This is a genomic window from Vibrio sp. YQ_11, assembly GCF_043103065.1.
Lineage (GTDB): Bacteria > Pseudomonadota > Gammaproteobacteria > Enterobacterales > Vibrionaceae > Vibrio > Vibrio parahaemolyticus.
Genome location: NZ_JBICJM010000005.1, coordinates 269,425 through 282,408 on the forward strand (window position 1 = coordinate 269,425; position 12,984 = coordinate 282,408).

At 47.9% G+C, this 12,984-nt stretch carries 11 protein-coding genes and 2 pseudogenes; 9 read left to right on the top strand and 4 right to left on the bottom strand.

Going from position 1 to position 12,984, the window contains the following annotated elements; genetic code table 11:
- Window positions 1–7: 7 nt before the first annotated feature.
- The 6 genes from ACF8EG_RS01700 (at window position 8) to ACF8EG_RS01725 (ending at window position 6,515) form a co-directional block, all read left to right on the top strand.
- On the top strand, window positions 8–1,309 hold the full coding sequence (locus ACF8EG_RS01700) for a TRAP transporter large permease (RefSeq protein ID WP_005461370.1): 1,302 nt from the start codon (window positions 8–10) through the stop codon (window positions 1,307–1,309).
- Window positions 1,310–1,360: 51 nt separating this feature from the next.
- On the top strand, window positions 1,361–2,824 hold the full coding sequence (locus tag ACF8EG_RS01705) for a fructuronate reductase (RefSeq protein ID WP_069505562.1): 1,464 nt from the start codon (window positions 1,361–1,363) through the stop codon (window positions 2,822–2,824).
- Between the two features lie 12 nt (window positions 2,825–2,836).
- Window positions 2,837–4,249, top strand: coding sequence for a glucuronate isomerase (uxaC, locus tag ACF8EG_RS01710; RefSeq protein WP_069505564.1), 1,413 nt, complete (start codon window positions 2,837–2,839; stop codon window positions 4,247–4,249).
- Between the two features lie 3 nt (window positions 4,250–4,252).
- Window positions 4,253–5,230 (top strand): sugar kinase, encoded by a 978-nt coding sequence (locus tag ACF8EG_RS01715; RefSeq protein WP_069505566.1) that lies wholly within the window; start codon window positions 4,253–4,255, stop codon window positions 5,228–5,230.
- A 9-nt stretch (window positions 5,231–5,239) separates the two neighbouring features.
- Window positions 5,240–5,869 (top strand): bifunctional 4-hydroxy-2-oxoglutarate aldolase/2-dehydro-3-deoxy-phosphogluconate aldolase, encoded by a 630-nt coding sequence (locus ACF8EG_RS01720; RefSeq protein ID WP_069505568.1) that lies wholly within the window; start codon window positions 5,240–5,242, stop codon window positions 5,867–5,869.
- A gap of 94 nt (window positions 5,870–5,963) precedes the next feature.
- Window positions 5,964–6,515, top strand: a complete 552-nt coding sequence (locus ACF8EG_RS01725; RefSeq protein ID WP_069505570.1) for a YgjV family protein — start codon at window positions 5,964–5,966, stop codon at window positions 6,513–6,515.
- Here the strand turns inward: ACF8EG_RS01725 and ACF8EG_RS01730 are convergent.
- The 3 genes and pseudogenes from ACF8EG_RS01730 to ACF8EG_RS01740 all read right to left on the bottom strand — a co-directional run.
- A complete protein-coding gene (locus ACF8EG_RS01730) occupies window positions 6,476–7,126 on the bottom strand; it encodes a carboxymuconolactone decarboxylase family protein (protein ID WP_175423241.1) in 651 nt (216 codons plus the stop codon). The genes ACF8EG_RS01725 and ACF8EG_RS01730 overlap by 40 nt on opposite strands.
- 58 nt (window positions 7,127–7,184) lie before the next feature.
- Entirely contained in the window at window positions 7,185–7,319 is a 135-nt protein-coding gene (locus tag ACF8EG_RS01735; protein ID WP_005477452.1) for a hypothetical protein, read from the bottom strand.
- A gap of 35 nt (window positions 7,320–7,354) precedes the next feature.
- A pseudogene (locus ACF8EG_RS01740) lies at window positions 7,355–7,513 on the bottom strand (cupin domain-containing protein); the annotation flags it as partial.
- Between ACF8EG_RS01740 and ACF8EG_RS01745 the strand changes: the two are divergent.
- Window positions 7,503–8,282, top strand: a pseudogene (locus tag ACF8EG_RS01745) (AraC family transcriptional regulator N-terminal domain-containing protein); the annotation flags it as partial. The pseudogenes ACF8EG_RS01740 and ACF8EG_RS01745 overlap by 11 nt on opposite strands.
- A gap of 112 nt (window positions 8,283–8,394) precedes the next feature.
- Here ACF8EG_RS01745 and ACF8EG_RS01750 read toward each other — a convergent pair.
- Complete coding sequence (locus tag ACF8EG_RS01750; RefSeq protein ID WP_020838319.1) at window positions 8,395–9,396, bottom strand: arginine deiminase-related protein; 1,002 nt, start codon at window positions 9,394–9,396, stop codon at window positions 8,395–8,397.
- Between the two features lie 403 nt (window positions 9,397–9,799).
- On the opposite strand from ACF8EG_RS01750, the gene ACF8EG_RS01755 reads away from it, so the two are divergent.
- Entirely contained in the window at window positions 9,800–11,650 is a 1,851-nt protein-coding gene (locus ACF8EG_RS01755) for an ABC transporter ATP-binding protein (protein WP_005468225.1), read from the top strand.
- A gap of 596 nt (window positions 11,651–12,246) precedes the next feature.
- Window positions 12,247–12,954 (top strand): DUF445 domain-containing protein, encoded by a 708-nt coding sequence (locus tag ACF8EG_RS01760; protein WP_005484721.1) that lies wholly within the window; start codon window positions 12,247–12,249, stop codon window positions 12,952–12,954.
- Window positions 12,955–12,984 lie beyond the last annotated feature (30 nt).

Genomic DNA, 12,984 nt, shown 5'->3' on the forward strand with positions numbered 1-12,984 from the left:
TTCCACAATGGAATGGCAATTAATTCTTACCTTATTTGGCAGCTTCGCTGTATTACTGGCAATTGGTGTACCGGTTTCCTTCGCCATTGGTCTTTCTTCACTGGCGACCATTTTAATGGGCCTACCATTAGAGCCTGCGATTGCGGTTGTAGCTCAGCGCATGGCAGCAGGTCTTGATAACTTTGCTCTACTGGCGATCCCGTTCTTTATCTTGGCGGGCAACATCATGAACCAAGGTGGTATCGCACTGCGCCTGATTAACTTTGCCAAAGTGTTAGGTGGCCGTCTTCCTGGTTCCCTAGCGCACGTGAACGTGATGGCGAACATGATGTTTGGCTCAATTTCTGGCTCAGCCGTCGCATCTGCCGCAGCGGTTGGCGGCACTATGTCGCCACTGCAAAAGAAAGATGGCTACGATGAAAACTTTTCTGCCGCGGTGAACATCACCTCTTGTCCATCGGGTTTATTGATCCCGCCAAGTAACACCCTGATCGTGTTCTCGTTAGTCTCTGGTGGTACCTCTATCGCGGCGCTGTTCCTTGCCGGTTACATTCCGGGCATTTTGATGGGTCTGAGCATCATGGTGGTGGCTGGGATCATCGCCAAACGTCGTGGTTACCCAATTGCTGCTCGCCCAACGCTAGCGATGGTTTGGGATACATTTCTAAAAGCGGCGCCTTCACTGGCTCTGATTGTGGTCATCATGGGTGGCATCATCGGCGGTATCTTTACGGCTACCGAAGCCTCTGCCATCGCCGTGGTCTACACCTTTGTTTTAGCGGTGTTGGTGTATCGCGAAGTGAAATGGCGAGATCTTCCTAAGATCATTTTGGAATCTGCCGTCACCACATCGATTGTTTTGCTGTTGGTTGGCGCGTCTATGGGCATGTCTTGGGCGATGGCGAATGCCGACATTCCATACATGATTGCCGATGCGCTGCTGGCGATCTCTGACAACCCAATGATGATTCTGCTCATCATCAACATCATCTTGCTGATTGTCGGTATCTTCATGGATATGACGCCAGCGGTACTGATCTTCACGCCGATCTTCCTGCCAATCGCGCTGGATATGGGCATCGACCCGGTTCACTTCGGCATCATGATGACCTTCAACTTGGCGATCGGCATCTGTACTCCACCGGTAGGTAGTGCGTTGTTTATCGGTTGTTCTGTGGCGAATGTTGCGATCGACAAAGTGATCAAGCCGCTTCTGCCATTCTACGTTGCACTGATTGCGGCCCTAATGGCGGTGACCTTTATTCCTGAACTCAGTCTGTTCTTACCAAAACTGGTCCTAGGCTACTAACTCTTTCAATGAATCATCCCGCAGAGCACTCTGCGGGAGAAGGGAAATAAAATGAAAACCATTGCAAACTCCACCCTAAATGCTGCTGTTTCGCTGCCAGATTACGACCGTTCTACACTCAAAAGCCGTATTATTCACCTTGGTTTCGGTGCTTTCCACCGAGCGCACCAAGCACTGTTCACCAATGAAATGCTGAGCAAAACGGGCTCGGATTGGGGCATTTGCGAAATCAACCTATTTGGCGGTGAAGAGTTAATTCAATCGCTGCGCGCGCAAGATCACCTCTACACGGTGGCAGAAAAAGGTGCACAATCGACCGAAGTCAAAGTGATTGGCTCGGTGACGGAATCACTGCACCCACATTTGGACAGCATCGAAGCTGTTCTCGAAAAAATGGCCGAGCCACAAGTGGCGATCGTTTCAATGACGATTACTGAGAAAGGCTACTGCGCCGACCCTGCGACGGGCACGCTTGATAAAAACAATCCGCTAGTCATTGCTGACCTTGCCAATCCAACGGAGCCAAAATCGGCACTAGGTTACATCGTGCAAGCACTGAAGATACGTCGTGAACGCGGCCTAACGCCATTTACCGTGATGTCTTGCGATAACGTGCAAGAGAACGGTCACGTAGCAAAAGCAGCGGTACTGGAATTCGCTCAACTGCTTGACCCTGAATTGCGCGACTGGATTGAAACCAACGTCACCTTCCCTTGCACTATGGTTGACCGCATTGTGCCAGCAGCCACAGAAGAGACACTGAGCGAAATCGCCGATCTGCTTGGCTGTGAAGATCCATGTGGCATCGCTTGTGAACCTTTCCGTCAATGGGTTATCGAGGACAACTTCGTAGCTGGTCGTCCAGATTGGAACGTGGCTGGCGCAGAATTTGTTGCCGACGTTGTGCCTTACGAAGAAATGAAGCTGCGCATGCTAAATGGTAGCCACTCGTTCCTAGCCTACCTAGGCTACCTTGGTGGTTACGCGCATATCTCTGACACCATGATAGACGAAGGCTACCGCAAAGCGGCATTCGACATGATGATGCAAGCACAAGCCCCTTCGCTGACCATGCCAGAAGGCACCGATTTAGAAGGCTACGCTAAACTGCTTATCGAGCGCTTCACTAACCCAAGCTTAAAGCACAAAACATGGCAAATCGCGATGGATGGCAGCCAGAAGATCCCACAACGCATGGGCGGCAGCTTACGATTCCACCTTACTCAAGGCTCTAACTTCTCATGGTTGGCAACCGCGATTGCAGGCTGGATGCGCTATGTCTCTGGCGTGGATGAGCAAGGCAACAACATTGATGTCCGCGATCCAATGGCAGAGACACTACGTCAGATTTGCGACCAACACGGCTTGAACGTTTCAGTTGTGCCTGCGTTGTTCGCTGTTGAAGCCATCTTCCCTGCAGAGCTTGGTCAAAACCCACAAGTGATTGATGCGGTGAGCAGTGCTTACCAATCGCTAATCGATAACGGTGCTCGTGCCACTGTCGCTGCGTTGTAATAGGAGTTAACGATGAAGAATTTCTTGTGTGAAGACTTTTTACTCTCAAACGAAACGGCGCGCCGCTTGTACCATGAGCATGCGTTCCACCAGCCAATTTATGATTACCACTGCCACCTAAATCCAGCGGAAGTGGCGCAAAATCGTCAGTTCGATAACTTAGGTCAAATCTGGCTTGAAGGCGATCACTACAAATGGCGTGGCATGCGCTCGGCAGGCATTGAAGAGCGTCTGATTACGGGTGATGCGAGCGATTACGACAAATACATGGCGTGGGCGAAGACGGTTCCTCAAACCTTGGGCAACCCGCTTTACCACTGGACGCACTTGGAACTGCGTCGCCCATTCGGCATTACTAATACGCTGTTTAGCCCAGACACTGCTGATCAAATTTGGCATCAATGTAATGAGCTGCTTGCGACACCTGAATTTACGGCTCGCGGCATCATGCAGCAAATGAACGTCGTAATGGCGGGCACAACCGATGATCCTATCGATTCACTAGAACACCACAAAGCAATCGCAGAAGACGACACCTTTAACGTCAAAGTGCTACCGAGCTGGCGTCCGGATAAAGCGTTCAAGATTGAATTGGACGTGTTTGCGGATTACATGCACAAACTGGGCGAAGTAGCAGACATTGAGATCCGCCGCTTTGATGATTTATTGAGTGCACTCGATAAACGTTTGGCACACTTCGATGCACATGGCTGTCGTGCGGCAGACCACGGCATTGAGATCGTCCGTTACGCGCCGATCCCAAGCGAAGCTGATTTAGATGCGTTATTGGCTCGTCGTTTAAATGGCGAGGTATTGTCAGAGCTTGAATGTGCGCAATTCTCTACCGCGGTTCAAGTTTGGCTCGGCAAACGCTACGCGCAGTTGGGCTGGGTCATGCAGCTTCATATTGGCGCACAGCGCAACAACAGCACACGCATGTTCCAACTGTTAGGTGCCGACGCTGGCTTTGACTCGATTGGCGATCGCCCATTTGCTTTTGAACTGGCACACCTGTTAGATGAAATGGACCAAACCAACGAGCTGCCTCGCACCATTCTTTACTGTTTGAACCCTCGTGATAACGAAATGATGGCGACCATGATTGGTAACTTCCAAGGTGGCGGCATCGCGGGCAAAGTGCAGTTTGGCTCGGGTTGGTGGTTCAACGACCAGAAAGACGGCATGCAACGCCAAATGGAACAGCTTTCTCAACTTGGTTTGCTCAGCCAATTCGTCGGCATGTTAACGGACTCGCGCAGCTTCTTGTCTTACACTCGCCACGAATACTTCCGCCGTATTCTGTGTGACATGGTCGGTCGTTGGGCAGAGAACGGCGAAGTGCCAAATAACCTATCGTTGCTTGGCCCTATGGTCGAAGACATCTGTTTTGGTAACGCAAAACGCTACTTTGAAGAGAGGGCGTAACCAATGAAGCACATCGCCATTATCGGTGAATGTATGATTGAGCTGAATGGCAAACCGTTCGGCTCAATGCATCAAACATTTGGTGGGGATACGCTCAACGCTGCGGTTTATTTGAGCCGCGGCTGCGAAGCCAATAGAAAACCTGATGAAGTTAAAGTCTCTTACGTTACGGCGCTTGGCAATGACCCGATCAGTACAGGCATGCTGACTCGCTGGCAAGAGGAAGGCATTTCGACAGACTTAGTGCTGCGCGATGAGATTCGCACGCCGGGTTTGTATTTGATTCAGCTTGATGAGCAAGGCGAGCGTACGTTTCTGTATTGGCGCAACCAATCAGCCGCACGTTACCAACTTCAACATCCAAACTTTGGACTGGTTAAGCAAGCATTAACTCAAGTAGATGCAGTGTTTCTCAGCGGTATCTCTCTAGCCATCTTGCCAGAAGAAGACCGAATTTCACTGCTTAATTTGTTAGTCGAGCTTAAAGCCCAAGGCGTTGAAATCGCGTTTGATAGTAACTTCCGCCCAGCACTGTGGCCTCAAGACGAGAATCAAACCGTCAAAAACGTTTACCAAGCCATGTATCAACTGACGGACGTTGCCTTGGTGACTTTTGATGATGAGCAATTGATCTGGGGTGACGAAACACCAGAGCAAACCATTGAACGCCTTACCTCTCTTGGCGTGGGCAAATGCATCGTCAAACTTGGCGCAGATGGCTGCTTGGTTCAAGACTCAACAAATCAGGGTTCGAGCGCGGCTCTGGCTCCACAAGCCGTGCCGACCCAACCTGTCGCTCAAGTGGTGGACACCACATCAGCGGGCGACTCATTCAATGGTGGCTTTTTATCGGCATACCTTGCGGGCGCCGATCTCGCGACTTCATGTCAAAGAGGCAACGCACTGGCAGGTGCTGTGATTCAACATCGCGGTGCCATCATTCCCAAAGCATTCACACAACCGGCGCTTGGCGTCGTTTAAGGAACACTCATGTCTAGCATCAAAGAACAATTGAAAGCTCTGAAAGTCATCCCTGTTATCGCTATTGATAAAGCAGAAGACATTATCCCACTGGGTAAAGTATTGGCAGAAAACGGACTACCAGCGGCTGAAATCACCTTCCGTTCAGCAGCAGCTGCAGAAGCGATTCGCCTATTGCGTGAAACCCAGTCAGACATGCTGATTGGTGCAGGTACGGTGTTGAACCGCGAGCAAGCAATTGCAGCAAAAGAAGCAGGCGCAACCTTTATCGTATCGCCTGGCTTTAACCCACATACCGTTAAAGCGTGCCAAGAAATCGGCATTGATATCGTACCGGGTGTGAACAACCCAAGCACAGTTGAAGCCGCACTGGAAATGGGATTAACCACCTTGAAGTTCTTCCCTGCCGAAGCCTCTGGCGGCATCAACATGGTGAAATCACTGCTCGCGCCATACACCGACATCGAACTGATGCCTACTGGTGGCATTAACCCTGCGAACATCAAAGATTACTTAGCGATTCCACGCGTGTTGGCCTGCGGCGGAACCTGGATGGTAGACAAGAAACTGATCGAAGCGGGCAACTGGGAAGAGCTTGCACGCCTAACTCGCGAAGCGGTTGCGCTTGTAAATGAGTAATCGCTTTTAGCGATTGAATAAAGTGCCCAGCCCTCCCTCGGTGGAGGGCTGATTCGTTTGCATTCACATTCACTCACATGGTTAAGGAACCTAGATGGAAAACGGGTTAGCACAAGGCATTGGCGGCATCGCATTTCTGGTTGGCGTGATGGCCTTCTGGCAGAAAGATGACCTACGCTTTCGCTATCAGATGATGGCATTTTGTTTCATCATGGGCGTTCATTTCGCCTTACTGGGCGCAACCGTGGCGGCCATTGGCGTGGTCATTAATGGCATTCGCAGTTTCGCCTCCATCAAAACTCAATCGCGCAAAGTGATGTGGTTCTTCATTGCTCTTATGTGGCTGATGACCCTTCCAAACATAACTCACTTTTTTGAGTTACTCACGGTAATCGGATCGTCCGTCGCCACTTGGGCGCTCTTTTCCAAACAAGGCATCGCCCTGCGCAGCTTAATTTTATTCAACTCATTTTGTTGGGTGAGCCACAACCTATGGCTTGGCTCGATTGGTGGCTCATTGGTTGAGAGCACCTTTATCGTCACCAACCTGTTGACCATTTATCGTTTGTTTCATGCCCAAGAACACATCTCCCAAACCCAAAACAATCAGTTTTTGGCGTCTAACACCGAATCCAGTACAGATTGAGCATTACTCGCAATACTTTCATCACAGCACTGCTTTAAAACCAGAATGAAATCATTCAGTTCTTCGGCAGACACGCCATTATTCATGCTGATGTTGTAGTGCGCCGCAAGCTGACTGTTCACTCCTTTGATATTTGCCAGCGCTGCAATCGTGGCAATTTCTCGTTGTTTCCACGTCAGGAGGTCACGCGCGAAAATGTCACCAAACAAGTGGGCTTTTAAGTACTGATCTATTTGAGGTGAAAAGTCGAACAGCGTGCCTTTGACTTGCATACCGACCAGCGTTGTTTGGTTCTGACTGCCTAGCTCTAAGCTGCTTTTATCTGCCGTCAACAGCGTCGATTCACGCCCTGATATGTCGGTAATACCACGATTTTTGCGCACTTCAACTACTTCCATAAAAGCAGCCAATCCATTCAAACTGCGGGGAAAACCTGCGTAAGCGTATAGTTGAGCGAGAACTTCTTTAATCTCATTGATCGTTAAGCCGCTCTCTAAACCATCACTCAGGCTAATCTTAAGTTTTTCTACGTCACCGCTTGCGGTGAAAGCCGCGATTGGAACGATGGCTCGTTCTTTATTACTCAATTTATCTGTTGCAAAAGCAGGCATAACAGCGGATATCGTTGTCATAGTCAGTACCCAAATTAATATGGACTTAATTGAAGTTTTAATTGCGATCATCGTCAGAACCTTCCGTTGGTTGACCACATGCCGAAGCGACTTGAGGAGCCATAAAAGCGACACCAATGAGCGCAATCTTTACGCTCATGTAAGTTTGATATTTACTTGGCTTGCCTGTCATTGTCAGATCTCCGACGTCCTTAAGTTAGCGTTCAATTAGCCAAGCTCGGCGTACTCTTCGTCCGTCACGGGTTGACACCACTCATTGCTTGCTCCTTCGGCGGGTATTTCTATTGCTACATGTGAAAACCAGCTGTCTTTAGCTGCGCCATGCCAATGCTTAGTGCCAGGCGCAATATGCACGACGCCGCCTACGAGCTATACCCACAATCCAAGTATTTGTCTTATCGCGCAAGGCAGGAAGCGAGTCTTATTGGGAGAGGAAAGCTTTATTTACGATGCCAACCACTTCCTGATTTCTTCTGTCGATCTCCCTATCATTGCCAACATTATCGAAGCCAGTGAGGAGCAACCTTATTTAGAGCTGATCATGGAGCTGGATTTGACCGAGATTTCCCAACTGATTGTCGATAGCGAACTTGCCTTTACTCAAGCCAAAGAAGCGCAAAAAGGCATTGCTGTCGGTGAGTTGTCGGAATCTCTATTGGATGCGTTTGTACGTTTAGCAGAATTATTAGACGAAGGCCAAAACATCAAAATTTTAGCGCCCATCATTAAACGGGAGATTTTTTATCGCCTTTTGATGAGTGAACAGGGCACGCGTCTCCATCAAATCGTGACTGCGGGCAGCCATAGCCATCAAATAGCCAAAGCCATCGACTGGCTCAAAAACAACTTTGTCAAACCATTAAGTGTTGGAGATTTGGCTTCGTTTACAGGTATGAGTAAATCGTCGTTTTACACGCACTTTCGCTCCATGACGTCCATGACACCATTACAGTTTCAAAAGAAGTTACGCTTAAGTGAAGCACGCCGATTGATGCTGACAGAAAACTTAGACGCCATGGCTGCGACATTCAAAGTCGGCTATGAAAGTCCGTCTCAATTCAGTAGGGAATACAGCCGCTTGTTTGGCGCGCCGCCGTCTAAAGACATCAAATCGCTAAGAGAAAATTTGGGCTAGATTGGCACAAAAAAGCCGTTAGTCTGTACTGCCACAGAGCTAACGGCTAAAAACCCATGAAGAGAACGCTTCGTCAGCACTTCACTGCGGCTGACAAAAAATGTGTAGTTTATTAAAGCACAGCCTTGCGACTCGGTAAGAACACTTCACCCAACATGCAACGTACAGAACCACCACCAATAGATTCTATGGTGGAAACGTCGAATGGCAGCAATTTACCGTGTGTCGCCAATTGGTTTCTTTGTGCTGGTGAGAATGCTTCGTACGCCGATTGAGACATCGCAATCACCTTGTCGCCGTTGATGGTTTCCAGTTGCAGAATGTTGCCACAGAACTGGTTCATCTGATCAAGCGAAATTGAGATAACTTGTTTATCTTTTGCCAGAGACTTCAAAACAAAACGACGCTCAAATTCTGGGATCACTTCATCACAAATCACACAAAACTGCTCCCCCACAGCCATCATCACGTTGGTATGGTAAATCGGCGAACCCGATGGCAAACGGGTTTGGAATGAAATCACGCGCTCATAACCAATGCGATTCGCGTAATCTTCCAACACTAGGCGATCACAACGCTGTGACAACGCGGCATAAACGGTTTTGTTTAGATGGTCAAAAACCATCACCCCAGTGCTTTCTAGGTACGCGTGATCGCCTAGGTAATCCGTTAGACTGCTTTGCTGGTGAACTTCACGTCCTGCAGCGGCTAGCGCGGCAATTAACGCTTCCGGGCGAACCTCATGCTGACGGTTTTCACACGCCATTGGGAAGGTATAAAGCGTGCCGTCTGGTGTTGTGCTAAACCAGTTATTGGGGAATACCGCATCTGGCGTCGCAACATCAGAAACTGGATAGTCAAATTCCACCACTTGCACTCCTTCTTGGCGCAACGTGGCAACCATTGCCGAAAATTCAGCCATGGTTTTTTGTGATACTTCTTTCTGGCTCAATGACACCTGATGCTGAAACTCATTGTCTTGCGCCGTTTCTTCATTAAAACGAAATTCTTTAGGTGGCACCATCACTACGCAGTTTGCGGTTTGGCGCAGAGCACTTTGTGTGCTTTCTTCTTTCCCATCAGCAAATTGGGGTACTGATTCGTGTAATAGCATCCAATATATTCCTTATCTCTAGAATGGAGAGATTGTAAATTTATTGTTAACTTCAGTTTTGCTGTTTTCGCGATTATTTCTATTCTCTAAAAGTAATTTTTCCTGCAATTAGACAGAGAAACACGATTTTTTATTGTCACTTTGCTGGTTTACACTTTTGTGGCTCGGACATGACAAATCCAATAAATGGGATATTTCAATTCAGTTCATAACCAACTAGTTACATTTAAAAGACGATCGGTTAGACTATTTTTTCGCCCCTCTCACAAACTCGTCTGCTTTTCTGACTAGCGGACAACGATATTTCTTACCACCTATCTCGGTGCGCACTGCCATGTCCAAGCAGTGTAAATCGATGGATTCAGTAGACCGAGATGGCATTGTTTTGACTTTAGGATGAGTTATGTTTAAACGATTTGAAGGCTTCACAGAGCCGTTTCCCAAATCTACGCCCGATCAGCCCCCTTCAGGGATTTTTGCCTTTCTACGCCATTACACCCGAGGGTATGAAAAGCCACTGATCATCATGTCACTGATGTCGACGATTGTTGCCATCGTTGAAGTCATGCTATTTGGTGCAATGGGCCAACTGGTGGACTGGCTTTCCACCAGCAATCCAGAAACCTTTTTGCAAGATAACCGAGCGGATCTGATTTTTTACGGCGTCTTACTTCTGGTTGTGATGCCACTTTTGGTTGTTATCTACTCTTTGCTGGTGCATCAAACCTTGTTGGGTAACTACCCAATGTCCATTCGCTGGCTTGCTCACCGTTATCTGCTCAATCAGAGTCTGAACTTCTATCAAGATGATTTTGCAGGGCGCGTTGCGACCAAAGTGATGCAAACCTCTCTCGCAGTACGTGAAACGGTCATGAAGAGCATGGACGTGTTTGTCTACGTGACGGTTTACTTCACCAGTATGGTCGTGATGTTAGCAGCTGCAGATTGGCGTTTAATGATTCCAATGATTGTCTGGCTTTTGGTTTACATCGCGATTCAGATTTACTTTGTACCGAAACTGAAAGATGTGGCCTCTGAGCAAGCCGATGCGCGCTCAACCATGACAGGCCGTATTGTCGACAGCTACACCAACATCCAAACCGTGAAGCTGTTTTCACATAGCCAACGAGAAACCCAATATGCCGAACAAGGCATGAAAGGATTTCTCAACACGGTTTATCGTCAAATGCGCTTGGTTACGGGCTTTGACGTGGCGGTTGAAATCTCCAACTACATCTTGGTGTTTTCCGTCGCGGCTTTGTCGATTTATCTGTGGTTGGACAGCGCGATTAGCGTCGGTGCCATTGCTATTGCGGTCAGCCTAGCGCTGCGCGTTAACGGCATGTCGATGTGGATCATGTGGGAAGTAGGAGCCCTGTTTGAAAACATGGGTACTGTCGTGGATGGCATGAAAACACTGTCCAAACCTATCGATATCCAAGACAAACCGAATGCGAAAGACTTGGTCGTATCTCAAGGTGGCATCCAGTTCGATAACGTCAGCTTTCATTACGGTGAAAACAAAGGCGTCATCAACCATCTGAATCTCGACATCAAACCTGGCGAAAAAGTCGGCTTGGTTGGGCGCTCTGGCGCAGGCAAATCCACGTTGGTGAACTTGCTGTTACGCTTCCATGATGTGGAAGAAGGCAGCATTAAGATTGACGGTCAAAACATTGCTGACGTCACGCAAGATTCGTTGCGCTCGAAAATTGGCATGGTGACACAGGATACGTCTCTTTTGCACCGTTCAATAAGAGATAACATCTTGTACGGCAACCCAACCGCCTCAGAAGGGGAACTGCTTAAAGCGACGAAACAAGCGCACGCTCACGAGTTCATCGAAACACTGACAGACCCATTTGGCAATGTCGGCTACGATGCGCAAGTTGGCGAACGAGGCGTGAAGTTGTCTGGTGGTCAGCGTCAGCGTATTGCTATTTCTCGTGTGTTATTGAAAGACGCGCCGCTGTTGGTACTGGATGAAGCAACTTCAGCTCTGGACTCAGAAGTCGAAGCGGCTATCCAAGAAAGCTTGAACGAGCTCATGCAAGGCAAAACCGTGATTGCAATAGCACACCGATTGTCGACCATCGCCCAGATGGATCGCTTAATCGTTCTCGACAAAGGTAACGTCGTAGAGCAAGGCTCGCACCAAGAGCTGATCGCTCATAACGGCATCTACGCACAGCTTTGGGCACACCAAACTGGCGGTTTTCTTGGTGAAGAACTAGACAATCAGCAAGCTTCTTAACACCGCTTCATCCCTTTAAAAACGGCGCTTAAAGCGCCGTTTTTTATTCTCGAATTACATGAGCACTGAACTGATGAACTCATTCATTCTCATTTATGAAACACCAACAATGATAAAGATCACACTTTTTCTGCTAATATAGCGCCTCGTTGCGTATCTATTGCAATGGACACAATGCAGAGTACCTAGCTGAATTCATTTATCGTTTCACTTTTTGATAAGCAGCTATACTCAATAGATGGCTTAGTTATTAAATTAACAATAAGGTAATTAGCTTATGTGTAAATGTGGTTCAATGCAGATCGTACAAGTAAAACCTAGTTGGGCTGACAAGCTATTCGGCTATTCAGAAAGATGGAAATGCCAACTTTGTTGTAAGATCTACCGCATCTAAAAATTAAAAAAATAGAATCTTAGTTTTTCTAAGAAAAAGCAGTGGCCCGACAATGATTGTCGGGTTTTGTTTTTCTAAAGCCTCAATTATCTCCCTACGCTTCCACGCAAACCAATCTGCTCAACACCTAGCATCTCAATGTGACTTAGGTATAGAATCTGGCCCACTTATTTCTTCCTCTATTCATACATAACTGGTCACTATGAACAAAAGTTTGCTAACGAATCTGCTCGCCATCGCTTTGATGGGCGCAGGCCATCAATTTCAGAACGACTATCTTTGGTATGCTGGTCTCTTTGCCTTCTCTGGCGCCATCACTAACTGGCTTGCCATCCACATGCTGTTTGAAAAAGTGCCGGGTTTATACGGTTCTGGTGTGATTCCCGCACGGTTTGAAGAATTCAAACTGGCGATCAAAAATTTGATGATGGAACAGTTCTTTACCGAAGCGAACATCGACCGATTCTTGAATAAAGAAATGGCGGGCGGTGTGAACATCGATCTTCAACCTGTGATTGAGAAAGTGGATCTAAACCCAGCCTTTGACTCACTAGTAGAAGTCATTGAGGGCTCCCAGTTTGGCGGCATGCTAGCGATGTTTGGTGGTGCGGAAGCTCTACAGCCGATGCGACAACCTTTCGTCGAAAAGATGCAAGTGTCCATCATCGAACTGAGCAAGAGCGACAGTATTAAAGAAGCTTTGAAAGAGCAGTTTGAATCACCAGCCATGATGGATGAGATTAAGCAGAACATCGAAGGCATCATCGACCAACGCCTTAGCGAGTTAACGCCGGCATTGGTTAAAGAAATGGTGCAAAAAATGATTAAAGAACACCTAGGCTGGCTAGTAGTTTGGGGTGGCGTATTCGGTGGTTTGATTGGTGTTATTAGCACCTTTATCGGCGCATAATCCTTCACTAAACATCGAGAGACCTATCGA

Bases quoted from the DNA above. Each gene is read 5' to 3' on its own strand.
- ACF8EG_RS01705 (WP_069505562.1), top strand. From the start codon at position 1,361: ATGAAAACCATTGCAAACTCCACCCTAAATGCTGCTGTTTCGCTGCCA.
- ACF8EG_RS01715 (WP_069505566.1), top strand. From the start codon at position 4,253: ATGAAGCACATCGCCATTATCGGTGAATGTATGATTGAGCTGAATGGC.
- ACF8EG_RS01725 (WP_069505570.1), top strand. From the start codon at position 5,964: ATGGAAAACGGGTTAGCACAAGGCATTGGCGGCATCGCATTTCTGGTT.
- ACF8EG_RS01735 (WP_005477452.1), bottom strand. From the start codon at position 7,319: ATGACAGGCAAGCCAAGTAAATATCAAACTTACATGAGCGTAAAGATT.
- ACF8EG_RS01750 (WP_020838319.1), bottom strand. From the start codon at position 9,396: ATGCTATTACACGAATCAGTACCCCAATTTGCTGATGGGAAAGAAGAA.
- ACF8EG_RS01730 (WP_175423241.1), bottom strand. From the start codon at position 7,126: ATGCCTGCTTTTGCAACAGATAAATTGAGTAATAAAGAACGAGCCATC.
- ACF8EG_RS01760 (WP_005484721.1), top strand. From the start codon at position 12,247: ATGAACAAAAGTTTGCTAACGAATCTGCTCGCCATCGCTTTGATGGGC.
- ACF8EG_RS01755 (WP_005468225.1), top strand. From the start codon at position 9,800: ATGTTTAAACGATTTGAAGGCTTCACAGAGCCGTTTCCCAAATCTACG.
- ACF8EG_RS01700 (WP_005461370.1), top strand. From the start codon at position 8: ATGGAATGGCAATTAATTCTTACCTTATTTGGCAGCTTCGCTGTATTA.
- uxaC (WP_069505564.1), top strand. From the start codon at position 2,837: ATGAAGAATTTCTTGTGTGAAGACTTTTTACTCTCAAACGAAACGGCG.
- ACF8EG_RS01720 (WP_069505568.1), top strand. From the start codon at position 5,240: ATGTCTAGCATCAAAGAACAATTGAAAGCTCTGAAAGTCATCCCTGTT.